Origin of the sequence: Sphingomicrobium aquimarinum (assembly GCF_039655735.1) — a bacterium.
Classification (GTDB): Bacteria; Pseudomonadota; Alphaproteobacteria; order Sphingomonadales; family Sphingomonadaceae; genus Sphingomicrobium; species Sphingomicrobium aquimarinum.
Genome location: NZ_JBBYXH010000001.1, coordinates 736,847 through 760,110 on the forward strand (window position 1 = coordinate 736,847; position 23,264 = coordinate 760,110).

At 64.2% G+C, this 23,264-nt stretch carries 22 protein-coding genes and 2 tRNA genes; 10 read left to right on the plus strand and 14 right to left on the minus strand.

Going from position 1 to position 23,264, the window contains the following annotated elements; translation table 11 throughout:
- Positions 1–25 precede the first annotated feature (25 nt).
- Positions 26–886 (plus strand): acetyl-CoA carboxylase, carboxyltransferase subunit beta, encoded by an 861-nt coding sequence (gene accD, locus WJS89_RS03765; RefSeq protein ID WP_346339585.1) that lies wholly within the window; start codon positions 26–28, stop codon positions 884–886.
- Entirely contained in the window at positions 886–2,196 is a 1,311-nt protein-coding gene (locus tag WJS89_RS03770; RefSeq protein ID WP_346339586.1) for a bifunctional folylpolyglutamate synthase/dihydrofolate synthase, read from the plus strand. The genes accD and WJS89_RS03770 overlap by 1 nt, the downstream gene beginning before the upstream one ends.
- On the opposite strand, the gene WJS89_RS03775 is transcribed toward WJS89_RS03770, so the two are convergent.
- Positions 2,193–3,902 carry an AmpG family muropeptide MFS transporter gene (locus tag WJS89_RS03775; RefSeq protein WP_346339587.1) on the minus strand — a complete coding sequence of 570 codons (1,710 nt, stop codon included), beginning with the start codon at positions 3,900–3,902 and terminating at the stop codon, positions 2,193–2,195. The two genes, WJS89_RS03770 and WJS89_RS03775, sit on opposite strands and share 4 nt — an antisense overlap.
- Positions 3,903–3,998: 96 nt before the next feature.
- Positions 3,999–4,460, minus strand: a complete 462-nt coding sequence (locus tag WJS89_RS03780) for a response regulator (protein WP_346339588.1) — start codon at positions 4,458–4,460, stop codon at positions 3,999–4,001.
- Here WJS89_RS03780 and WJS89_RS03785 point away from each other — a divergent pair.
- Positions 4,447–5,241 carry a pseudouridine synthase gene (locus WJS89_RS03785; RefSeq protein ID WP_346339589.1) on the plus strand — a complete coding sequence of 265 codons (795 nt, stop codon included), beginning with the start codon at positions 4,447–4,449 and terminating at the stop codon, positions 5,239–5,241. The two genes, WJS89_RS03780 and WJS89_RS03785, sit on opposite strands and share 14 nt — an antisense overlap.
- Positions 5,238–5,783: a 16S rRNA (guanine(966)-N(2))-methyltransferase RsmD gene (rsmD, locus tag WJS89_RS03790; protein ID WP_346339590.1), complete on the plus strand. Its 546-nt coding sequence runs from the start codon at positions 5,238–5,240 to the stop codon at positions 5,781–5,783. Before WJS89_RS03785 ends, rsmD begins: the two co-directional genes overlap by 4 nt.
- Here the strand turns inward: rsmD and WJS89_RS03795 are convergent.
- Both WJS89_RS03795 and WJS89_RS03800 read right to left on the minus strand, forming a co-directional pair.
- A complete protein-coding gene (locus tag WJS89_RS03795; RefSeq protein ID WP_346339591.1) occupies positions 5,763–6,194 on the minus strand; it encodes a hypothetical protein in 432 nt (143 codons plus the stop codon). The genes rsmD and WJS89_RS03795 overlap by 21 nt on opposite strands.
- A gap of 12 nt (positions 6,195–6,206) precedes the next feature.
- Complete coding sequence (locus WJS89_RS03800) at positions 6,207–6,800, minus strand: SOS response-associated peptidase (RefSeq protein WP_346339592.1); 594 nt, start codon at positions 6,798–6,800, stop codon at positions 6,207–6,209.
- Between the two features lie 78 nt (positions 6,801–6,878).
- On the opposite strand from WJS89_RS03800, the gene WJS89_RS03805 reads away from it, so the two are divergent.
- Complete coding sequence (locus WJS89_RS03805; protein ID WP_346339593.1) at positions 6,879–8,000, plus strand: hypothetical protein; 1,122 nt, start codon at positions 6,879–6,881, stop codon at positions 7,998–8,000.
- Here the strand turns inward: WJS89_RS03805 and WJS89_RS03810 are convergent.
- Positions 7,981–8,316, minus strand: a complete 336-nt coding sequence (locus WJS89_RS03810) for a DUF2794 domain-containing protein (RefSeq protein WP_346339594.1) — start codon at positions 8,314–8,316, stop codon at positions 7,981–7,983. The genes WJS89_RS03805 and WJS89_RS03810 overlap by 20 nt on opposite strands.
- A complete protein-coding gene (gene epsC, locus WJS89_RS03815) occupies positions 8,313–8,996 on the minus strand; it encodes a serine O-acetyltransferase EpsC (RefSeq protein WP_346339595.1) in 684 nt (227 codons plus the stop codon). Before epsC ends, WJS89_RS03810 begins: the two co-directional genes overlap by 4 nt.
- Before the next feature lie 134 nt (positions 8,997–9,130).
- On the opposite strand from epsC, the gene WJS89_RS03820 reads away from it, so the two are divergent.
- Positions 9,131–10,045: a LysR substrate-binding domain-containing protein gene (locus WJS89_RS03820; protein WP_346339596.1), complete on the plus strand. Its 915-nt coding sequence runs from the start codon at positions 9,131–9,133 to the stop codon at positions 10,043–10,045.
- Positions 10,046–10,054: 9 nt separating this feature from the next.
- Here WJS89_RS03820 and pgsA read toward each other — a convergent pair whose 3' ends face one another.
- Positions 10,055–10,627, minus strand: coding sequence for a CDP-diacylglycerol--glycerol-3-phosphate 3-phosphatidyltransferase (gene pgsA, locus WJS89_RS03825; protein ID WP_346339597.1), 573 nt, complete (start codon positions 10,625–10,627; stop codon positions 10,055–10,057).
- A gap of 80 nt (positions 10,628–10,707) precedes the next feature.
- Between pgsA and WJS89_RS03830 the strand changes: the two genes are divergently transcribed.
- Positions 10,708–12,003: an MFS transporter gene (locus WJS89_RS03830; protein WP_346339598.1), complete on the plus strand. Its 1,296-nt coding sequence runs from the start codon at positions 10,708–10,710 to the stop codon at positions 12,001–12,003.
- Here the strand turns inward: WJS89_RS03830 and WJS89_RS03835 are convergent.
- The 6 genes from WJS89_RS03835 to cmk all read right to left on the minus strand — a co-directional run bounded on the left by WJS89_RS03835 (position 12,000) and on the right by cmk (position 17,049).
- Complete coding sequence (locus tag WJS89_RS03835) at positions 12,000–12,173, minus strand: hypothetical protein (protein WP_346339599.1); 174 nt, start codon at positions 12,171–12,173, stop codon at positions 12,000–12,002. The genes WJS89_RS03830 and WJS89_RS03835 overlap by 4 nt on opposite strands.
- Positions 12,174–12,243: 70 nt before the next feature.
- Positions 12,244–13,860, minus strand: coding sequence for a putative bifunctional diguanylate cyclase/phosphodiesterase (locus WJS89_RS03840; RefSeq protein ID WP_346339600.1), 1,617 nt, complete (start codon positions 13,858–13,860; stop codon positions 12,244–12,246).
- Positions 13,861–13,932: 72 nt separating this feature from the next.
- Positions 13,933–14,018: transfer RNA gene (locus tag WJS89_RS03845), tRNA-Leu, on the minus strand.
- 65 nt (positions 14,019–14,083) lie between these two features.
- Entirely contained in the window at positions 14,084–14,386 is a 303-nt protein-coding gene (locus tag WJS89_RS03850; RefSeq protein WP_346339601.1) for an integration host factor subunit beta, read from the minus strand.
- A gap of 139 nt (positions 14,387–14,525) precedes the next feature.
- The gene (rpsA, locus tag WJS89_RS03855; RefSeq protein ID WP_346339602.1) at positions 14,526–16,232 is read right to left on the minus strand and encodes a 30S ribosomal protein S1; all 1,707 of its coding nucleotides are present in this window, start codon (positions 16,230–16,232) and stop codon (positions 14,526–14,528) included.
- A gap of 187 nt (positions 16,233–16,419) precedes the next feature.
- Positions 16,420–17,049, minus strand: a complete 630-nt coding sequence (gene cmk, locus WJS89_RS03860; protein ID WP_346340075.1) for a (d)CMP kinase — start codon at positions 17,047–17,049, stop codon at positions 16,420–16,422.
- Positions 17,050–17,178: 129 nt separating this feature from the next.
- Here cmk and WJS89_RS03865 point away from each other — a divergent pair, with 129 nt between their 5' ends.
- The 3 genes from WJS89_RS03865 to WJS89_RS03875 all read left to right on the plus strand — a co-directional run bounded on the left by WJS89_RS03865 (position 17,179) and on the right by WJS89_RS03875 (position 18,067).
- Positions 17,179–17,493, plus strand: coding sequence for an FYDLN acid domain-containing protein (locus tag WJS89_RS03865; protein ID WP_346339603.1), 315 nt, complete (start codon positions 17,179–17,181; stop codon positions 17,491–17,493).
- Between the two features lie 79 nt (positions 17,494–17,572).
- Positions 17,573–17,648, plus strand: a tRNA-Ala gene (locus tag WJS89_RS03870).
- Positions 17,649–17,731: 83 nt separating this feature from the next.
- Positions 17,732–18,067 carry a tRNA-binding protein gene (locus tag WJS89_RS03875; RefSeq protein ID WP_346339604.1) on the plus strand — a complete coding sequence of 112 codons (336 nt, stop codon included), beginning with the start codon at positions 17,732–17,734 and terminating at the stop codon, positions 18,065–18,067.
- A gap of 60 nt (positions 18,068–18,127) precedes the next feature.
- On the opposite strand, the gene WJS89_RS03880 is transcribed toward WJS89_RS03875, so the two are convergent.
- Entirely contained in the window at positions 18,128–23,113 is a 4,986-nt protein-coding gene (locus WJS89_RS03880) for a lamin tail domain-containing protein (protein WP_346339605.1), read from the minus strand.
- Positions 23,114–23,264 lie beyond the last annotated feature (151 nt).

The window sequence follows — 23,264 nt, forward strand, 5'->3', positions numbered from 1 at the left end:
CGAACATCCAAGGAGTTTTGCAGCGATGAGCTGGATCGACCGCGTCCGTAACGGTATTCCCTTCCTGCCCAAACGTCAGAGCGACGATCAGCTCTGGCACAAGTGCAGCGCGTGCGAGGCGATGATCTTCACCAAGGAGTGGGCCGACAACGGCTATGTCTGTCCGCGCTGCGAGCATCACGACCGGATCGGCTCGAAAGAGCGGTTCGCGCAGATTCTCGACGAAGCACCGCTCATCCTCCCCGCGCCCGAGGGCAAGGAGGACCCGCTCAAGTTCCGCGACAACAAACGCTACGTCGACCGCATGAAAGCCGCGCGCGCAAAGACCGGCATGCACGATGCGCTCGTCACCGCTTTCGGCACGATCGACGGGCAGTGCGCGGTCGTCGGGGTGCAGGACTTCGCCTTCATGGGCGGATCGATGGGGACTGCGGTGGGCGCGGCGATCGTCGCGGGCATCGATGCCGCCATCCAGCGCGAATGTCCCTACATCCTCTTCACCGCCGCGGGCGGCGCGCGCATGCAGGAGGGCATATTGAGCCTGATGCAGATGCCGCGCACGACCGTCGCCCTCGCACGGCTGAAGGAAGCGGGGCTCCCTTACATCGTCGTCATCACCGACCCGACCACCGGCGGGGTGACCGCCAGCTATGCGATGCTCGGCGATATCCAGATCGCCGAACCGGGCGCGCTGATCGGCTTCGCGGGCCAGCGCGTCATCGAACAGACGATCCGCGAAAAGCTCCCCGAAGGGTTCCAGCGCGCCGAATATCTGCTCGAGCATGGCATGCTCGACATGGTCGTGCACCGGCACGATCTCAAAGAGCGGCTGGGGCAGCTGATCGGCTATCTCGCGCCGGATACCGAGGCCGAAGAGGCGGCCTGATGCACGACGGGGCACGGTCGGACGATCCGGCCGTCCAGCGGCAGCTCGACCGGCTCGAGGCACTCGGACACGGCGGCGACCGCAGCGCCCAGCGGCTTGAACCCATTGAGGCGCTCCTCGCCGCGCTCGGCAATCCGCAGGACCGGCTGCCGCCCGTCTTCCATGTCGCGGGAACCAACGGCAAGGGCTCGACCATCGCCTTTCTCCGCGCTGGACTGGAAGCGGTGGGAAAGAGGGTTCACGTCTTCACCTCTCCCCATCTCGTTCGCTTCAACGAACGGATGCGGCTCGGTGGCCGGTTGATCGAGGACGAGGCGCTTGCCTCCCTGTTAGAAGAAGTGCTCGACAGGGTCGCTGCGAAGGGTTTGTCGCCCAGCTTCTTCGAGGCCACGACCGCCGCCGCCTTTTTGGCTTTTTCGCGCGAGCCCGCGGATGCGCTTCTGCTCGAAGTCGGCATGGGCGGCCGCTTCGATGCGACGAACGTGGTCGCGAAGCCCGCGGCCTGCGGCATTGCCGCCCTGGGCCTCGACCACCAGCGCTGGCTCGGCGAGACGCTGCCCGAGATCGCGCGGGAAAAAGCGGGCATCGCCAAGGCAGGCGTACCGCTCGCAATCCAGCGTCCGCGCCCGGAAGCGCTCGACCCGCTCCTCGGTGCTGCCGTCGATGCGGGCGCCACGGTCTTCCTGCAGGATCGCGACTGGAGCGTCCGCGCCCATGCCGACCGCATGATCTACGTCGGCCGCGACGCGCTTGAGCTTCCACTCCCGGCCCTCCCCGGCCCTCACCAGATCGACAATGCCGGGCTCGCGCTTGCCATGCTCGACCATCAGGAGGTTCTACGGCTCGATCGTACCTCGCTTGCCCTCATGACCCAGTGGGCGCGTTGGCCCGCGCGGATGCAGCGTATCGAGAAAGGCGTCCTTTGCGCCCGCCTTCCCGGTCAGATCGAGCTTTATCTCGACGGCGCGCATAATGGCGAAGCCGCTAGCGCCATCGCTCGGACGCTTGGCCGCCGCCCTGTCCACCTCGTCATGGGGGTGCTCGCCAACCGCGACCCGCACCGCCTGCTCCAGCCCTTCGCGCGCACCCTCGCGAGCTTTACCGCGGTGCCCGTGCCCGATCACGAGCACCACGCCCCCACCGCGCTCGCCGCCATGGTCGATGGTACCGACAGCCGCCCGGCACCCGACCTCGCGGCCGCGCTGGACCGCATCGCAAGCATTGCCGGGCCGGACGACACCGTCCTCGTCATGGGATCGCTCTACCTCGCGGGCGCCTTCCTCGACGCAAACGGCACGCCGCCCGACTAGGCGAAATCCGCTTCCGGTGGGGGCGCATTCTGAATTCCGCGCCCCCCCTCACGACGCTGGCGCGCCCACTCGACGAGGCAGAGGACGAAGGCGATCATCCCGATCCCGGTTGTCAGAATGAAGACGAAATAATAGCCCTGCTCTTCGATGAGCTGGCCAAGCGGCGCTCGCCCCAAGGTGCCCACGAGCAGGGCAAGGCTCGACAAAAGCGCATATTGAACGGCGCTATAGCCTTTCGCGACGATGCTGGAGAGATAAGCGACGAAGGCCGCCCCGGCGAGGCCCACCGCGAGGTTCTCACCCGCAATCGTAATCATGAGCTTGGCAAGATCGGGAGTGCCTCCGGGGAAGCTGGTGACCAGTGCCGTGAAGCCGATCGCATCGGAGACAGACTGCATGGTGGCGCCACCGATGGCGAGGTCGGCATAGAGCAGGTTGGTCAGGGCCGCGACCAGCGCGCCCAGGCTGAGCGCCGCCATCCGCCCGATCAACGTCAGCAGAACGCCGCCCAAGGCAAGACCGACGAGCAGCGCGCCGACGCCGAAGAATTTCGAAGCGACCGCGACCTCGTCGTTCGTGTAATTGAGTTCGCCGAGGTAGAAGGGATAGGCGAAGCTTCCCCAGATGGCGTCGCAGATGCGGTAGGTCAGCACCAGGGTGATGACCAGCACCGCCGAGGAGCCGAGGCGCCCGATGATCTCGGTAAGCGGCAGCACCAATGCCCGGTATCCGAAGTCCATCGCGCGCTCGCCCGAGGTCGTTGCGGGCTCCGGAGCGTGCAGCACATCGATACCCCTTTTCTGTCGGCGTACCAGCCACGCCGCGATCAACCCCGGAATCACGATCGTCGCCAGCATGATGATCGGACCCCACCATGTGATGAAGACGACCGAGTCAGGTCGGGCTTCGGAGTCGGATGAAAGGCTCATCACCATGAACGTGCCGACGATGAGCAGCGCCAGCGCCCACAGGGCACCGATGACCAGCAGCGCGTTGCGGCGGGCCCGCGGCGTGAGCTGGCCGGGCTGGCGAAGCGCGCTGAGTTCGTCCGCTGCCGCCTCGATCTGACCTTGGGTTCGGCGCGCGTCGGGCGCCCCGATTCCGATGATGCCGATGAGAAAGATGGTGCCGCCGAAGATCGCGTAGGTTTCGGGCCAGCCGATACGGGCCGCCAGGATGAGCGCCAGTGCGCCCCCCGCCAGTGCCGCCAGACGATACCCCATCTGGTAGATCGTCGAGAGAATGTCGATCGTCGCGACCTCGTCGGCGACATCGACACGCCAGGCGTCGATCACGATATCCTGCGTTGCCGACGCGAAGGCGGCCATGCCTGCGAGCAGCGAGAACCATCCCAGCTGGGTGAGCGGGTTGAGGATCGAAAGCGTCAGCAGGCAAATCCCGATCAGGACTTGCGCGGTCACGATCCACTGTTTGCGGTGACCGAGGCGCTTGAGGACCGGAATGTCGAACCGATCGAGTGCGGGCGACCAGAGGAATTTGAACGCATATGCCAATCCGATGAGCGAGAAGACACCCATCGTTTCCAGATCGACTTCGGCCTCGGACAACCAGGCGTACAGCGTCCCCAAGACGAGCGAATAGGGCAGCCCTGCGGCAAATCCGAACAGCAGCATGTAGATTGTCTTGGGGTGCTTCAAAGCCCCGAGCAGGTCACGCCAGCCCGGCTTGTTCGCCGATTCGTCCACCAATGTCTTGCTCCCGATTCATCCCCAAACGCTCACGCTAGGCGGCATGGAGGCTGCGGAAAAGGGGCTGAATGCGCGATGACGCGCGGCGCCGCCCTAGCGGTCGAGATAGAGCCGAAGCCCCTTAACCTCGCGCGGCCGCTTGCCCGCAATGATGCTGTCGATCGCCTCGACGGCCTCTTTAAGCTGTCGGTCGCTGTACGGTTTCTCGAGCACGCCCAGCGCATAGATCGCACAGTCCTCGGGGGGATTGCCCGTCGCGAACAGCACGGGGACCGAGCGTCCGTGCGCGACCTCGGCGACATCGATGCCGCTCTTGTCGCCCGACAGGTTGATGTCGGCGATGACGAGATCGACCTCCTCGAATTCCAGATCGCGCCGCGCATCCTCGTAGGTATCGCGTGTACCGACCACCTCATAGCCCAGGCGTTCGAGCCGCTGCTCGTTGTCAAACGCCATCAGCGGCTCGTCCTCGACGACGAGAATGCGTTTGATCGCGCGCTTTGACTTTCCGAACAGGATGATGGCCCCTACAGGTCGGCAGATGAACTCAAACAACAATCGCCGGAAAGGCCGTTCCGGTTCCGAAAAAACATCGTCGAAACCGCGCGATACGAAGGACGAGCATCGTATCGCGAAACTCCTGGCGCGCGCAGGGGTGGCCTCGCGCCGCGAAGTCGAGCGGATGATCGAGGCTGGCCGCATCGCAATCGACGGAAAAGTGCTGGAAACGCCCGCCACGCTGGTGAAGAATCTGCGCGGCGTCACGGTCGACGGCGAGCCCGTCGGCCCGACCGAACAAACCCGACTGTTCCGTTTCCACAAGCCGCGCGGCTGTCTGACCGCCGAACGCGACCCTAAGGGGCGTCGCACCATCTACGACGCACTCCCCCGTGACGGCAAACTCCCGCGCCTCATGCCGGTCGGGCGTCTCGACTATAATACCGAGGGGCTCTTGCTGCTGACCAATGACGGCAGCTTCAAGCGCCAGCTCGAACTGCCCGCAACCGGTGTCCCGCGGACCTATCGTGCCCGCGCCTTCGGAAGCGTCGAGCAGTCGCAGCTCGAAGATCTTGCCGAGGGCATCACCATCGAGGGGATGCGCTACGGCCCGATCGACGCCAATCTCGAGCGGTCGACCGGCGCCAACATCTGGGTCGAGATGACGCTGACCGAGGGTAAGAACCGCGAAGTGCGCCGCGTGCTCGAACATCTGGGGCTCGAGGTCTCGCGCCTCATCCGCACGGCCTATGGCCCCTTCGGGCTCGACGACATCGACAATAGCCAGCTGCGTGAGGTCGATCGCGAGACGCTGTTCCACTTCCGCAAGACGCTATGAGGGTCATTGCCGGCCAATATCGAGGACGTTCTCTCGTCGCGCCTGCCGGACAGGCGACGCGGCCGACGTCGGACCGGGCGCGCGAGACGCTTTTCTCGATGCTCACCAGCCGTATCGGCAGCTTCGGCGAACTGGCGGTGGCGGACCTATTCGCGGGCTCGGGAGCGCTCGGCATCGAGGCACTGTCGCGCGGCGCCGATCATGCGCATTTCGTCGACAGCGACCCTGCCGCTCGCGCAGCGATCGAGGCGAATCTTAAGGCCCTCGATCTCTCGAGACGTGCCCGCATCAGCGGCGGTTCCGCGCTCGCGCTTCCATCCCCACCGCGACCGTTCGATATCGTGTTCGCCGACCCGCCCTATGTACCCGGAAGCGGCAATGCGGTCGTCGAAGCGGTCGCCGCGGCCGGCTGGGTTGCGCCCGGCGGCTGGCTGTCGATCGAGACCGACGCGAAGGAAAGCACCGAACCCGGCCCCTTCACGCTTGTCGTCGACCGGAAGGTCGGACGGGCGCGGGTAAACCTATTCTTTCTCGCTCCCTGAATCCTTCTCGGCCCGCCGCGCCTTGGCGGCCTGCATCTCGGCCATGAAGCGCGCGCCCATCGCGGCGCCGGCAGCCCTGGCCGCGAATTTCAGCGTTTCCTTCGACCCTGCCTTGGCACCACGCGCCTGCGTCACCTGCTTTTCCGCAAGGCTCGCCACCGCCGCCACGGCACCCGCCGCGACCACGTCGGCGACCAGCGGATGGTCGACCAGTCGGCCGAGCGCTTCCATACCTTCGTCGAGCTTGTCGCGTTTCGACGCATCGCCTGCCGCTTCGCCTGCCGCATCGTCGGCCTCGATGCGCTCGGCCTTGCGCGCCTTCTTTTCGGCTTTCTTCGCTTTCTTCTTCGCGAGTTTGGCAGCCTCCGCCTCGCTCACGATCTCGTTCTTCTTTTTCTTCTTCTTGGCCATCGTGGCGCTCCTTCACGCAAATTGCGTCATCTTCTCGTCGGGATAGGCTTGGGCAAGCGCGGCCGCCTCTTCCGCATCGCCCTTGAGCCAGATGTCATGCTGGTCGCGCTCGAGCATCACCGGCATCGCCTTGGGATGCACCGCACCGACCGTTTCGTTGGGTTCGCAAGTCAGGAAGGCATAGTAGCCTCCTGCCTCTCCCGGACGCCACAGCCCCGCAAATGCGAATGGCTCCTCGTCCGAGCGCCCGAACCAGTGCTTCACCTTTCGCCCGGTCGCCGGATCGGGCTTCGCGCTCCACTCCGAGAAACACGTAACCGGCACCAGGCAGCGGCGCTCGGGGTTGACCAGCGCCGAGCGCCAGAAAGGTGAAGAGAGATTGCGGACGTTCGTGACCGGACGACCTCCCGCAGCCTTGGGACCGGGAAATCCCCATTCCATCCGGTCGAGCATGAGCGCTCCCTCCGACCCCGTCCTGACCACCGGCGCGACCATCTTGGGGTAGATCTCTTCTTGCGACGCAACGTTGGACCGGTCGCCCTCGAACGCACCGAAGAGCTTGCGCATTTCGTCGACGGTCGCGGTCATCCGGTAGAGGTTGCACATCGCTCGTTCGGCCTACTGTATTGACTCGCTAATACACTAAGGTGTACCAGTTCGATCTTCAATAGGGGAGTGTGCATCATGTACAGCCAGCAGGAAGTCGACGACGCGGTTGCCGCCGGCGCAATCACCAACGAAAGCGCCAACGCCTTGCGTGCTTTCGTCGCCGGGCAGCGAAACGCGAGCCTCGTCGACGAGGAGCATTTCCGCCTCATCACCGGATTCAACGACATTTTCGTCGCCATCGCGGGCGCGATCCTCTTCTTCGCGGTTGGCTGGATCGGCCAGTGGCTGGGCCAGGCTTCGGAGCTTGTCATCGGCAATGATGGTCCTTCTCCCCTCGGCGGCGCGCTCGTCGCGGCTGCTGCATGGGGTCTGGCCACCTATTTCACCGCCAAACGCCGCATGGCGCTCCCCTCCATCCTCTTCCTGTTCGCCTTCATCGGCGGACTGTTCGCGGCCTCTGGTCTGACGCTCGGGCTGATCGTCGAGGCGAGCGTCGATGATCCCGGCGAACGCTGGATCGCCGTCATCGCTGCCGTGTCCGCTGCCATCGCCGCAGCTGGGGCATGGCTGCACTGGAAACGGTTCAAGGTACCCGTCACGGTCGCGACCGGAGCCGTCGCCGCAGCGGTAATTGTCGGCAGTATTGTCGCCGCCTTGCTCGGTGACAGCGTGTCCCAGGACGTGCTTGCCAGCGCGCTGCTCGTGACTGCGCTCGTCATGGGTGTCGCGATCTTCCTGTTCGCGATGCGATGGGACGGCGCCGATCCTGCGCGCGTCACCCGCAAGAGCGACGTCGCCTTCTGGCTACATCTCGCGGCGGCACCGCTCATCGTCCATCCGGTTTTCACGCTTCTGGGGCTGAATGACGGCAGCGCCAGCGTCGGCGAAGGGCTGCTCGTGATCGTGCTCTACGTCATCCTCGGCCTGGCCGCGCTCGCGATCGACCGCCGTGCCCTGCTCGTCTCGGGGCTTGCCTATGTCCTCTACGCGCTCACGGAACTGTTCGAGGAATTCGGGGCGGTCGAACTCAACATCGCGTTGACCGCCTTCGTGATCGGTTCGGCCCTGCTGCTGCTGTCGGCCTTCTGGCACCAGGCGCGAGGGGCTGTCGTGGCACTGCTACCGGCAAGCCTGCGGACGAAACTGCCCGACCTGCATTCGGTGCAGCCCTCGACGATCAATCGCCAACCAACTTGATGAGGCGCCGCTCGAGCGGGGCGAGCACGGGCTTCAACTCGTGCCCCCGCTTGAGCACCTGGCCCTGTTCGGTGATGACGGCATACATGCCCTGCTTGTTGCGCAGCGCCGGCCGCTTCTCGATGCGAATTTCGGGATTTTCGGCGGTCCGGCGGAAGCAGGCGAAGATCGCGACGTCGCGGTCCATCCGTACCGCATAATCGCGCCAATGGCCCGCTGCGACCATGCGACCATAGAGGTCGAGAATGGTCATGAATTCCTCGCGGTCCCAGCCGGTCTGCTGCCCGCCTGCGGGGAACGGCATCACCACGCTCATGCGCTGCGACTTTCGTCACGCACGGTTTGGACATCATCCTTGGCGCGCAGTTCGGCCTTCAGCCGCTCCATTTCACGCTCCATCTGGCACAGCCTTTTCTCGATCGGGTCGGACAGCTCGTCGCAGGGCGTTCCATAAGGCATGAAATCGCCCGCCTTTTCGGCACCGACCGGAATGGGCTTGGCAAGCGGCCCGACCAGCGTCGCACCCGCTGGAACGTCCTTGGCCACGACCGAGTTCGCGCCGATCCGCGCGCCCTGTCCGATGGTGATCGGCCCCAGGATCTGCGCGCCGGATCCAATCACGACGTCACTCTCGAGCGTCGGATGGCGCTTGCCTCCGATTCCGTCGAATGGCGACGTCCCGCCCAGTGTGACGCACTGGTAGATCGTGACATTATCCCCGATCTCGCTCGTCTCTCCGATAACCGTGAAGCCATGGTCGATGAAGAGATGCTTGCCGATCCGGGCACCCGGATGGATGTCGATCCCCGTCAGCGCGCGGCTCAGATGATTGATCATCCGCGCGAAAAAATAGAGCCGCGACCCCCACAGATCCTCGGCCACCCGGTGCAGCGCCAGCGCCAGCACGCCCGGATAGAACAGCACTTCCCACCGGCTGCGTGCCGCGGGGTCGCGCGCCTTGATGCTGTCGAGATAGAGTGTCAGCCGGTTGGCCAATGCGGGTCGCCTTCTTCGCCTCGTTTGCGCCCATGTAGGATGCGAGCGCTCATGCTGCAAATCATCGCGCGCTTGTTTGGTTCAACCTTCCAATACTATGACGCCGCAGTAATCAGGAGAATCGATCAATAAAGATGGCTGTCCACCTGCCTACCCTCAAGCAGCTTCAATATCTGGTGGCGCTCCACGAGCATGGCCATTTCGGGCGCGCGGCCGAGCATTGTTTCGTCACTCAGTCGACCCTGTCGGCAGGCCTTCGCGAACTCGAGACCATCCTCGACACCACGCTCGTCGAGCGCACCCGCCGCGTGGTTCGATTCACCTCCTTGGGCGAGAAGATTGTCGCCCAGGCCCGCACCGTGCTCGCCGACACCGAGACGCTTGCCGCCATGGCGCAGGCCGAGGGTCAGCCCTTGTCCGGCGACCTTCGCCTCGGCGTCATCCCGACCATCGCCCCGTTTCTGTTGCCCAAACTGCTCCCGCGCGTGCGCGCGGCCTATCCCGACCTCGATCTCTTCCTGCGCGAGGAAACCAGTCAGGCGAGTTGTGAGGCGCTCCATCGCGGCCAGCTGGACTGCGTGCTGCTCGCGCTTCCCTATGCATGCGGCGATGTCGAAAGCATCGAGGTGGCGTCGGACCGGCTTTTCATCGCCTATCCGAAGGGCGAAGCGCCCGATCTCGCGACCATTCCGCCCGATCGGATCGAGGAGGGCCGCCTGCTCATGCTCGAGGACGGTCATTGTCTCAAGGATCATGCCCTCGCCGCCTGCAACCGGCCGGAAATCCGCGCGTCGGCCGCGATGATGGGGACGAGCCTGCACACGCTCGTTCAGATGGTCGACAATGGTCTCGGCCTCACCTTCGTCCCCGAGATGGCGCTGGCGGCCGGAATCATCGAGCATACGGGCGTTGAAGCGCGTCCGGTCGAAAGCAGCAACGGCGCGCGCACCATTGCGCTCGCGTGGCGCCGAAATTCACCCCGCGCCGACGAATTCGGCCTTCTGGCCGATCTGCTCCGTAACCTGATCGCCGAATTGCTCGCCGACTGATCCGCAGCCTCAGTCCATGTGACGGAGGCCGACCCTCAGATAGTCGTAGCCGGTGATGCAGGTCAGCAGCGCCGCTGCCCACAAGCTCGCGATCCCGACCTGGTGGATCCACAGCTGCGACGGGATCGCACCGCCGAGGATGAGCGCCCCGAGACTGAGCATCTGGAGCGTCGTCTTCCACTTGGCGAGGCGGCTGACGGGGACCGAGACGTTGAGCGGTCCCAGAAACTCGCGCAGCCCCGACACGATGATCTCGCGCAACAAGATGACGAGCGCGGGAATGATCGTCAGCCCGGCGATGACCGGCTCGGGTTCGTCCGCCACGCGCCGTGTCGCCACCAGCATGATGATGACGGCGACCACCATGATCTTGTCGGCGATGGGATCGAGAAACTGTCCCAGCCTCGAAATCTGCCCCTGCGCGCGGGCGAGGTAGCCGTCGATATAGTCGGTCACCCCGACCAGCGAATACAGAACGAACGTGATGGCGTAATCGAGAGGGCTCGGCTTCCACAGCAGCCACACGAGGATCGGCACTGCGAAGATGCGCGAGAGCGTCAGGATGTTGGGAAGCGTCAGCATGTGCGCGCCTTGATAGGCAAAAGCGCAGGCCAGCGCCATTTTCTTTTTACCGGGTGACGAAGCGCCCCTAAGCTTCCGTCATGAAAAGCGCTGCCAGCCTGCTTGGGAAACGCCGGTTCGGACCCTTGTTCGGGGCCCAGTTCCTCGGCGCGATGAACGATAATCTCTTCCGCTCGGCCATGGTGTTGCTGGTGATCTTCTCGATCTACGCCGACCCCACGCGCGAGGGGACGTTTTCGGCGCTGGCGGGCGGATTGTTCATCCTCCCTTTCCTGCTCTTCGGGGCGCTCGCGGGCCAACTCGCCGACAGCCGCGACAAGGCGATGCTCACGCGGCACATCAAGACTGCCGAGATACTCGTGATGATGGGCGGGGCGGTGGGGCTGATCGTCCAGTCCGTTCCGCTTCTCCTTGGCACCTTGTTCTTAATGGGCACTCAGTCGGCCTTCTTTGGTCCCATCAAATATGCCGTCCTGCCCCAGCATCTCGATGCGGAGGAAGTGCTGGGCGGGACCGGCCTTATCGAAGCGGGTACCTATGTCGCGGTGTTGACCGGCACGATCCTCGGCGGGCTCGTGCTCGTCGAACAGGCGGATGGATCGCAAAGCGCAGGCATCGGGGCGGTCGGCGTTCTCGTGACCGCGGCCATCGGACGCTGGTTCGCCGGACGCATGCCGCCAGCACCGCCCGCCAAGGCGATGGCGGGCCGGCCCATCGACTGGAACCTCTTCCGTGCCACCTGGCATCTGCTACGCGACATCATGCGCCGCGCAGATCTCGCGCTCGCCATCGTCGCCATCAGCATCTTCTGGTCGTTCGCCGCGCTGCTCGGGGCACAGTTTCCCCCCCTCACCAAAAACGAACTCGGCGGCGATGAAAGCGTCGCCGTTCTCGTCTTCGCGCTGTTTTCGGTCGGCATCGCGATCGGCTCGGTGCTCGTGAACCGCCTGCTGAAGGGCGTGGTCAGCGCCCGCTTCAGCGCTCCCGCCGCGCTCGGCATCGCGATTCTGCTCTGGGACCTCAAGCGCCGTGTCGAAGCGCAGGCGGTCTTCGGTGGCGAGCTTCGAAACATTCCCGCCTTCCTTGACACCAATCACGGCTGGTGGGTTCTGGGTGATATTCTGGGGATCGCCCTGCTCGCGGGCATATTCGTCGTGCCGCTCTACGCCTTTCTGACGACCCGAGTGGACGCCTCGATGACCGCACGCGCGATCGCCGCGAACAACGTCGTCAACGCCGCGATGATGGTCGCCGCATCGCTTGCCTTGGGATCGGTGATCCAGTCGGGAGTCGATATTGCGGGGACGCTGCTGCTGACGGCGGGTTTCGCCCTTGCGGGCGCGGTGGCGGCGCTACTGCTCGCGCGGCGCGACTAGGCGATGAAAAGCGTCGTGAAGAGAAAGCCACCCGCAAAGGTCATCGCGAACAGCCTGACATCGCTCATCCGTTCGCTCTCGGACTCGCGCAGCGCCGCGAAGGTAACACGGTAGGCGCGCCGCATTTCGGCGATGAAACGAGCGAATTGAAGGCGGGCTGTGGTCTCCATGACCAATCCCTAACGCGCCGTTTACTATTTTGGCAAATCGCCGCATTCACCCTGTCCCGGATCGGGAAACTCAGCCCGCGTGGCGCTGCAAATCCTCGCCGCTCTCCTCGCCCGAAGACGGGTTACGCAAAAGCTGCTCGGCCTGGTCGGCGGTCATCGGTTTCCCGAAATACCAGCCCTGCCCGAACCGGCACCCCATCTCCATGACCATTGCATGGGTACGCGCGGTCTCCACGCCTTCGACCACGACCGGCACCTCGAGCGCGTCGGCGAGCGTGGTGACGGCACGAACGATCGCACGGCTCTCCCGATCCTTGGCGAGGCTCGAGACGAAGCTGCGATCGATCTTGATGAGGTCGAGCGGCAAGGCGCGCAGGTGCGAAAGGCTTGAAAAGCCCGTTCCGAAATCGTCCAGCGCAATCCGGATGCCCTGGTTCTTCAGGCTGGCGACGATCGTGCGCGCCATGTCGATGTCGGCGAACAGCGATCCTTCCGTAATTTCAACGACCAGCCGCTCGGCGGGGAAACCCGTCTCCGTCAGCATCTGCACTAGCTTCTGGGCGAGCCAGCTATCGGTCAGCTGAGAAGGCGCAATGTTGATCGACAGGTCGATCTCCCCGGGCCACCTCGTCGCCCTCTTCATCGCTTCGCGGAAGACACCGTCGGTCAGCGGTCCGATGAGATGATGTTCTTCCGCCACCGGGATGAAACGGTCGGGCGTGATGAGGCCGGCGAGCGGATGGTCCCAGCGCGCCAAGACCTCGAACCCCGAAATCGCGCCGGTCGCGAAATCGACCTGCGGTTCGAAATAGGGAAGGAACTGCTCGGTCTCGATCCCGTGCCGGATGCCCTGCTCGATTTCGGAATGAACGAGCAGTTCGCGTTCCATGCCGGCGTCGAACCACACGGGCCTCGCAAGTCGTCCCGCTTTGCCTGCCGCCAGCGCAATGTCGGCGCGCCGCAAGAGATCGCGGACCTTGAGTTCGGCGGCGGGTGCCTGGGCGATCCCGACATGCGCGCCGATCTGGATCATCGTGTCGCCGATCTCGAAAGGCCGGGTCACCGATTCAAGGATCACGCTTGCCAGCGCCTCGATGGGTTCGCGCGCATTCTTGCCCCCGTCGGGCACGATGATCGCGAATTCGTCCCCCGCCACGCGCGCGACCGAGGCGTGGGCGCTGACCGTCTGCGACACCACCGATGCAATCCGTCTCAGGAATTCGTCGCCGATGTCGAACCCGTGCCGTTCGTTGATCATCTTGAAACGGTTGAGCTGCACGGAAATGACCGCGATCTGCCCGCCGCCATCATGATGCGCCCGCGCCAATCGCGCGCCCTCTTCGGAAAACCCCTTCCGGTTGAGGAGCCCGGTCATCCCGTCGGTGCTGGCGATTTCGAGCGCCCGCCGCTCGCTTTCCTCGCGCCTCATGCCTTCGTGCTGCACGTCGACATAATAGCGCCAGCCGAACAGGATCAGCGCAATGTTGAGCGTGATGGCGGTCGCGGCAAAGCCAAGGTCCGAGGTGATGCCCTCGATGCCTTCGTCGAGCTGCATGAAGAAGCTGGTGCCGTTCCAGACCAGAAGTCCGAACGCTGCGAGCAGAATCGCAAGAACGACCAGTTCGCGCCTGCCGCGCCATCCCCCGGGTGCCGGCCTGCCGCCGAGCGAAGTCACGTCACCGTTCATGCGTGAAACCTGCACTGGGACAGGTTAAGATTTCGCGCACCTTCCCCGTCGATCACGATGTGAGGAAGAATGTGGTGCGGACGGCGGGACTTGAACCCGCACTCCCGTTGGGGAAGCCGATTTTAAGTCGGCAGCGTCTACCATTCCGCCACGTCCGCACGGAAAAACGCCTAGACGTTCGGCTCAGGCGCGCCAAGACGCTCGATCGCGGCGCCGGCCAAATCTAGTCGTTGTCGGCTTTCTGGGCGTTGAGATTGAGGCGCTCGCGCATCTCCTTGCCCGGCTTGAAATAGGGCACGCGCTTGGCCGCCACGTCGACCGGCTCGCCGGTGCGCGGGTTGCGTCCCGTACGGGCCTCGCGCTGGCGCGTCGAGAAGGCGCCGAAGCCGCGCAATTCGACACGCCCGCCGTCGGCAAGATGGTCGGTGATGCTGTCGAACAGGCTCGACACCACGCTCTCGACCTCGCGCTGGGTGAGATCGGGAAAGTCCTCGCAGATCTTGGTGACGAGTTCGGAACGGATCATGGTGGTGCAACCCCCGGTAGTAACATTTGCGGAACGCCCCCCGGCGCCCGGTTCATCGCAGGGAGACTGGTAAAAAAAACGGGGCGGTGCAAGCCCTTGCCTGCACCGCCCCCATTTTTTCGTCGAACGAACGCGAAGCTTATTCGGCCTCGTCGCCGCCCTTCTCCTTGAGCGCTGCGCCAAGGATGTCACCAAGCGAGGCGCCGCTGTCGGACGAGCCGTACTGCTTGACCGCTTCCTTTTCCTCGGAAATCTGCAGCGCCTTGATCGAATAGTTGGGCTTTTTCGAACGATCGAAGCCCGTGACCATCGCGTCGAACTTCTGCCCGACCTGGAAACGCTCCGGACGCTGCTCGTCGCGGTCGCGGCCGAGGTCCGAGCGGCGGATGAAGCCGATGGGGCCATCGTCGCCCGCCTGCACTTCGAGGCCGCCGTCGCGCACGTCGAGGACCGTGACCGTCTTGGTCTCGCCCTTCTTGACGCCGTCGGCATCGGCCGACACGCCGCCACGCTCGAGCTGCTTCATGCCGAGGCTGATGCGCTCCTTCTCGACGTCGACGTCGAGCACGACGGCCTTGACCGTCTCACCCTTGTGATGAAGCTGCAGCGCTTCCTCGCCGGTGATGCCCCACGCGATGTCCGACATGTGAACCATGCCGTCGACGTCGCCCGGAAGGCCGATGAACAGGCCGAACTCGGTCGAATTCTTGACCTCGCCCTCGACTTCGGTGCCGACCGGGAACTTGTCCGCGAAATCGTCCCAGGGATTGCTCTGGGCCTGCTTGAGGCCGAGGCTGATGCGACGCTTTTCCTCGTCGACTTCCAGCACCTTCACTTCGACTTCCTGGCTGGTCGAGACGATCTTGCCCGGATGGACGTTCTTCTTCGTCCAGCTCATTTCCGAGACGTGGACGAGGCCTTCGATGCCCGGCTCCAGCTCGACGAACGCACCATATTCGGTGATGTTCGTGACGCGGCCCGTGAAGGTCGTGTCGATCGGATACTTGGCCGATGCGCCTTCCCAGGGATCGGCTTCGAGCTGCTTCATGCCGAGGCTGATGCGCTGCGTTTCGCGGTTGATGCGGATGATCTGCACCTTGACCGTGTCACCGATGTTGATGACTTCCGAGGGATGACCGACGCGCTTGTAGCTGATGTCGGTGACGTGAAGCAGGCCGTCGATGCCGCCCAAGTCCACGAACGCACCATAATCGGTGATGTTCTTGACGACGCCTTCGATGACCTGGCCTTCGGTGAGGCTCTGGATGAGGCCCGAACGCTGCTCGGCGCGGGTTTCCTCGAGGATGGCGCGACGCGACACGACGATGTTGCCGCGACGACGGTCCATCTTGAGGATCTGGAACGGCTGGGGAATTTCCATCAGCGGGGTGACGTCACGCACGGGGCGGATGTCGACCTGGCTGCCCGGAAGGAAGGCAACTGCGCCGCCGAGGTCGACGGTGAAGCCGCCCTTCACGCGACCGAAGATCGTGCCTTCGACGCGTTCGTCGGCTTCGAATTCCTTCTCCAGCTTGTCCCAGGCGGCTTCGCGGCGGGCGCGATCGCGGCTGAGCATCGCTTCGCCGTTGGCATTTTCCACGCGGTCGACGTAGACTTCGACTTCATCGCCGACGCTGATTTCGCATTCCTTGCCCGGGGGCGTGAATTCCTTGAGCGCAACGCGGCCTTCGCTCTTGAGGCCAACATCGATGATGGCGAGATCGTTCTCGATCCCCGTCACCTTGCCGGTGACGACCTTGCCTTCGAAACCTTCGTCTTCGCCGCCCAGTTTCTCGTTGAGCATGCTCGCGAAATCATCGCGTGTGGGAAATGCCGTATCGGCCATAAGCTACTGTTTCTTTCGTCTCTGGTTTGCCGCGCGAGCCTCCACCATCGGAGCACTCTTCTCCTTGCGGACTTGGACAAACCTTGTGTTGCGCGCGCGGGCTCATCCCGAACACGCATCCTCCGGTTTCGATCGGTCGTGCAGGCTTCAACGGGCGAGCGGGCGAGGAAAAATCCTTGCCGAACAATCAACTCGCCGGGAGACGGGCCTCCACGAGCGCAATCGCCCGTCGGACGGCGCGCTCTATAGTCATTTCGCTCGTATCGAGCAAGTCCGCATCGGTGGCTTGCAGGAGGGGCGCGCTCTCACGGCCCGCATCGCGCTCGTCGCGCGCGCGGATGTCGATGAGGACGTCTTCATAATGCACGTCGAGGCCCCTGCCCCGCAACTCGGCACACCGACGCTCGGCGCGCCTTTCCGGCGAAGCCGTCACGAACAGCTTGGCGGTCGCTTCGGGTGCGATCACGGTGCCGATGTCGCGCCCGTCGAGCACCGCACCGCCGTCCTGTGCAGCGAAGGCCTTCTGCCGCTCCAGCAACGCGGTACGCACGCCGGGATACGCCGACACGCGACTGGCGATCTCGCCGACCGTCTCGGTGCGCAGTTCGGCATCGTCCATGTCGATCTGCTCCAAGGCCTCGACCGCGCGTCGCGCCTCGAAAGGATTGCCGGGATCGCCGCCGAAGCGGAACAGCGACAGCGCGACCGCGCGATAAAGCAACCCCGTGTCCATATGCGGCAGGTCGAAATGCTTCGCGAGCGACTTGGAGATGGTGCCCTTTCCGCTGGCGGCAGGGCCGTCGACGGCGATAACGATCGCGGATGGGCGCGCATTGTTCATGACAGGGCTTTGACAGCGCCCGCACCCTATGGCAAGGCGCCGCCGATACCGTCGCGGAGCGATCGATGCGCTGCGACCAACACCGTAAATCCAAGCGAGGAATTGATGGTCAAGCCCGAATGGGGAACCAAGCGCACCTGCCCCAAGTGCAGCACGCGTTTCTACGATCTCGGCAACGAAGAGCCGGTCACCTGCATCGAGTGCGGCGAGGAGTGGATCCCCGAGCCGGTGCTCAAGTCCAAGCAGCCCTTGCCCTTCGACGATGCCGACACCAAGAAGAAGGACGAGGATCTCGCGGGCGATGATCTCGACGTCGATGAGGACGATGACGGCGGCAGCGCCGACGACGACGTCGATCTCGATACCGGCGATGCCGACATCAAGGTTTCCAAGGACGACGACGAGACCGACGACAACTAGAACGTCGGTTGCGGATAGGCGAATTTAGGGCTTGCAAAGCGCGCCGATTTTCCTACACCGCGCCCACGCTTGAAGGACCGGGGCCGTAGCTCAGCTGGGAGAGCGCTACAATGGCATTGTAGAGGTCAGGGGTTCGATCCCCCTCGGCTCCACCATCCTTCAGCCAATCGTGAAAAAGGCGTCCTGCGGGGCGCCTTTTTTCGTTTGTCATCCGGCTTTCTGCGCTACTCCATCGAGCATGGAGCAAAGCGATATCGATACGTTTTTGAAGCTCGACATCCGCTCGGGTACGATCCGGCGCGCCGAAGCCTTTCCGGAAGCCCGCAAACCCGCGATCAAATTGTGGATCGACTTCGGGGAGGAGATCGGGACACGCAAGAGCAGCGCCCAGATCGTCGATCATCATGCGCCCGCGGATCTGGTCGGTCGGCAAATCCTCGCCGTCGTCAATCTCCCGCCACGGCAGATCGGCCCCTTCCGCTCGGAAGTGCTCGTCCTGGGCTGTCCGGACGACCAGGGCGCAATCCGGCTGGCGAGCGTGGAGGACGTTCCCGACGGCGCGCGCCTCGCCTGAACGACAAAGGGCGGCTCCCCGCCGGGAACCGCCCTCCGTGCGCATCGCGAACCGTTGGCCCTACATCAGGAAGGCGCTGTCGGGCACGATCATCAGGTCGTCGGCGATATCGACATAGCCCATCGGCGCGACCACCGCGGGAGCGGCCTCGACCTCGATCGTCGCATCGACCTCGGCCACGTCCCGCTGGACGATGGTCGCGACGACTTCGCCGCCGACGATGATCAGAACGTCCTCGCCCGACTGCTCGAGCGAATAGCTTCCAGCATCGGTCAGGCGGATCGTATCGCCCTCCTGTAGGTCCATGATGAAGTCGCCGTCGGCTCCCGTCGCGCTGCCGTCGATGATGAAGACATCATCACCGTTGCCGCCGCGCAGGATGTCGGACCCGGCGCCGCCGTCGAGCAGGTCGTCGCCGTTACCGCCGAACAGCAAATCCTCGCCGTCGCCGCCGAATAGTTCGTCATCGGCATTCCCGCCGTCGACACGGTCGTTGCCCGCGCCGCCGAACAGTCGGTCCATGCCGTTCCCGCCGTCGAGATCGTCGTCCCCATCGCCGCCGAACAGCTGGTCGTTGCCGTTGCCGCCGCGCAGGATATCATTGCCTTCGAAGCCTTCGATGAAATCGTCGCCGTTGCGGCCGTCGATGACGTCCGCGCCGATGCCGCCGAGGATATTGTCGTTGCCGTTGGTCCCGATGACGTTGCCGCCGGTGACCGGCGTGTCGCCCGCGACCAGCAACCGCGCGAGCACCGGATCGTGATCCGACGCACCGCCTTCGACGATCGTGTTGACGTGGACGATGTCGATCTGCGCGCGATCGCTCAGCGCACCGCTCACGAGGATATGATCGAGTTGCTGCGCATTACCCTCGAACAGCACCGAATAGCGCTCGTTCTCGGGCAGCAGGAAGGTGAGGTTGTCGAGGTCGTCGTAGAGCACCTGCATCGGTTCCTCGAACTGGAACTCGTTGAAGTCGCCCGCGACCACGATGTTGGCATCGGGGTCGGCCGCCAGCACGCTCGCGACATAGTTGGCGATCTGCTGGTTCTGGTCGAGACGCCGCTCGGCACCATTGTTGATCGGCGGTTGGATCTCGCCGAACAGGCCAGTCGATCCGCCCTTCGCGGTCTGGTGTGCGCCCAGAACGGTGATCGTCTCGCCGTTGAACTCGAAGTCCGCGCCGAGCACCGGGCGTGCTCCATCGAGGCCACCCGAGGTAATCGTGAAGACCGATTCCGGATCGAGATCGACACGGTCGATGCGATAGAGCATCGCCACGCGGATGTTGCCGCCCGGCTCGCCGCCGGTGTTGTCGGCCTCGGTTAGCGGCGTGTCGATCCAGCCGTACTGGACACCCCTTTCCTCGAAGATCGCATCGACGAGCATCTGCAGCGTGACCGAAGCGGACACGATGTCGCCGCCTTCCGAACCGTTATTGTCCTGCACTTCCTGGAGCACGACGACATCGGGCGCGCCCAGCGAATAACCGATGTCGCGAGCGATCTCGGTGAAGCGTCCGTCGGCCACGTCGGTATCGCCGTCGGCATCGTTGGGGTCGAGATTGAGGACGTTGTAGGTGGCGACGGTGAAATAGAGATCCGATCCTGCGAGATCGGTGACTTCGGCGACGTTGTTGCCGGACGTGACCGCCCCGATCGCCTCGCTGGGTAGCACTTCGTAATTGCCGAACCCGTAGGAGACGATGCCCGTCACGTCGCCGAGCTGGTCGCCGATCGCGGCGTCGGGCACCTGCGCACCGAGGTCGTTGAGGAAGCCGTCGTCGATCTGGATGCGCTCGGGGTTGAAGTCGCTCTGGCTGTTCGAGTTGAATCGGCCGAGCAGCCCGTTCTCGCTGTCGATGACGAACAGGCCGTCTTCGGACACATTGGTCCCCAGGATGTTGCCGTCACCGTCGCTGGCACCGACCCACAGCTCGCCAAAGCCGTTGGTGCCCTGGACCACGACCGGATTCTCGATCGTGACGCGCATGCCTTCGAGGCTTTCCCAGAAATCGATGCCGTCGGTCAGGGGGTCGTAACTCGCAAAGTTGTCGTCCTCGATGATTTCGGTCGGCGGCGCGATGCCGTTAGGTCCGATGACGATCGCCGCGGGCAGCGGCTGGCCGGTCGCGAGAACGGTCTCGCTCACGGGACGCGAAATCTGCGTGACGCTGAGTTCGGTCTCGCCTCCCGGATCGAACTCGCTGACCGTGCCGACCACTTCGACGAGGTCGCCTACACTCACGCTCGGGAAGCCGCCGGTGAAGACGAAAATCCCGTCGGAGGTCGCGGAATTACCGTCGCCGTCGGGATCTTGGATGTAATAGCCATTGGTGTCGGTCGCGGTAACGACGCCTGTCGTGGTGACTTCGAGCCCGTCATAGGGCGACACGTGCGCCTCGCCTTGGATCTCGCCGATTTCCAGCACCAGCGGATCATCGTTGAGGATGGTGCCCGTCGCGGTCGCATCGACGATGTCGGCACCGCCTGTGGCATTGCTGAGCTGGAGCGTGAAGCTCTCGTCGGTTTCGCCAAGCGTGTCGCCCGACACCTCGATGAAGATCTGCGTATAGGTCTGGCCGTCCGCCAGCGTCACCTGCCCGCTCGTCTCGCCGCTGAAGTCGGCGAGATCGGCGGCCGTGAGACCGGAGCCCAGGATCACGTCATAGTCGAGCGTGACTTCCCCCGTGCTGCCGCCACCGCGAACCACGGTGAAGGCAAGCGTGCTGCTGCCGTCGTCGCCCTCGATGACGATCGCGTCCTCGACGCTGATCGCGCCGGCGGGATTGGGCGCGTCGAACGCGGCACCGCCTACTTGCGTGCCCGGGGAGTAGGACGCACCGCCCGACCCGGTGGCCGTTTCATGATCCACGAACTCGCCGACAAGATCGGGCGAACGGGTCACCGACTGGTCGCTGCCGCCCGAGACGGGGCCGGCATTGCCGTAGCCGACGCTATCGACGAGATTGCCCGCGGCGTCCCGCAGTTCGACCACGTCTCCCGAGTTGCTGAGGCCCGAGCCGATCGAACCGTCGTCGACGAAGACGAGCGCGCCGCCGAAATCACCGGTCGGCGTGCCGCCACCGAAGAGGACCGCGGCCTGTCCGGGCGCAAGCACCGTGCCCTCGGGAAAGACGAAATCGTCGCCGTCGTCATCGGACAGGCTGTAGCCCGAAATGTCGATCGGATTACCGCTCGTGTTGACGATCTCGATGAACTCGTCGTTGGTCGTGTTGACCACGCCGTCGCCGTTCGCGTCGCCGGAGGTGGAGGAGGGATCGTACAGGATCTCGTTGATGACGAGGCCGGATGCGGACGGCGTATCGTCGTCGACGATGACACCGGTCGCGGTGCCGTCGGCGATGGTCGCGCCGCCCGTCGCATTCACGAGGTCGATCTGAACGCTCTCATCGCCCTCGATGATCTGGTCGCCGGCGACCTCGACCGTGATGGTCCGGCTTGCCTCGCCGTCCGCGAACGTCAGCGTCCCCCCGGATGGCAGCGAGACGAAATCGTCTGCCGACGCGCTGACGAGGCTCGACACGAAGTCGACCGTCACCTCGCCCGCAGTCGCATCGCGCGTGACGGTAAAGGTCATCAGCGTCGTGCCGACATCGCCTTCCTCCACGCTGACATCGCCGATCGAGAAGGCACCGGGATTGTCATCGTCGAGGATCGTACCGACGGCCTGGAAGGCCGAGGGGTCGGTCGTGGCACCGCCGGTCGGGTTGGTCAGCACCACCGCGAAACGTTCGTCGCCTTCGATCTCGACGTCACCGTTGATCGTGTAGGTAATCGTCTTGCTGGTTTCGCCGTCGGCAAAAACGAGCGTGCCCGATTGCGGCGTGAAATCATCGCCGAAGGTCGCGTTGTTGGTGACGAAGGTGCCCGTGTTGTAATCGACGCTGACCTCGCCGTCCGACCCGCCCGAGCGGGTGACGGTGAAGACGAGTTCGGTCGTGCCCGTATCGCCTTCGAAAATGCTTTCGCTCTCGATGCTGAAGACGCCGGGGCTGGCCGCAACCGAGCCGAACGCGGTGCCGTCGGTCTGCGTGCCGGGCGAGAAGAGCGCGCCGCCCGATCCTGCCGCGCCGCCGTGAAGGACAAACTCGCCGGTGAGGTCGGGGTCGCGAACGAGCGACTGGTCGTTGCCGCCGTTGGACCCATAAGCAAACTCAGCCGCGATTTCGCCGCCAGCATCTCTGATGGTGACCGTATCGCCCCCGTTGTTCAGCCCGAGCGCGTTCGTGCTCGCGACAACCACCTGCGCGCCGCCGAAATCGCCTGTCGGCGTGCCGCCGCCGAAGACGACGATGGCCTCACCCGGTTGCAGTACCGTACCGTCCGCAAAGGTATGGCGCACGCCAAACCCGTCGCTGAGCGTGTAGCCGGAAAGGTCGAGCGCGGCGTTGCCGCTATTCACGAGCTCGACGAACTCATCCTGCGTCGTGCTCCCGACGCCATCTCCGTTCGCATCACCGGGCAGGCCCGCAGCGGGATCGGCAAGAATCTCGTTAATGACGAGGTTCGCGATGCCCTCGATGGTTTGCATATTGTTGGCGGCGCCGGGCGTTTCAGCGGCCACGGTGGCCCAGGTGAAATCGCCGTAGGTCGACCCCGAGCCGGTAAGCTGGAGCGACTGGCCGACCGGGGAAGTGGTGGTCTCGGAAACACCGATGTCGGTGCTGGTCAGCCCCTCCGCAGGTCCGTCGGTCGCGGTGAAGCTTCCTTCATAGGAAAGGAATTGCACGACCGCACCGCCAGCGTCGACAAGCGCGATGCCGTCCGGCGATCCGTTCTGGACACCCGGGGTCGAAACGACGAAATAGCTGTTCGTCCCGTCGTCCGTCACGCTGGCGGTAGACAGGTCGATCGTCTGATAGACTGAACGGGTCGTGCTCGAGCCGTTGTAAAGCACGATTGTCCAGCCGGTAAGGTCGGTCCCCGAGGGCGCGACGATCTCGATAAATTCGCCGGCGTCGGTACCGTCATTGTCGTAGTGGATTTCGTTGATGAAGATACGCGAGTTCGTGCCAGCAACCATGATTTTCCGTCCCCTGAGTGAATCGATTCTGTCCGGAATGGACTATGATCGAGCGCAATGGGAAACGTAAATGACAGACTGATGGCGGCGACGAACGGACGATGCGGGGATCGATGGGAATCCCGCCCTTACGTCGATAAGCCGACTCTAT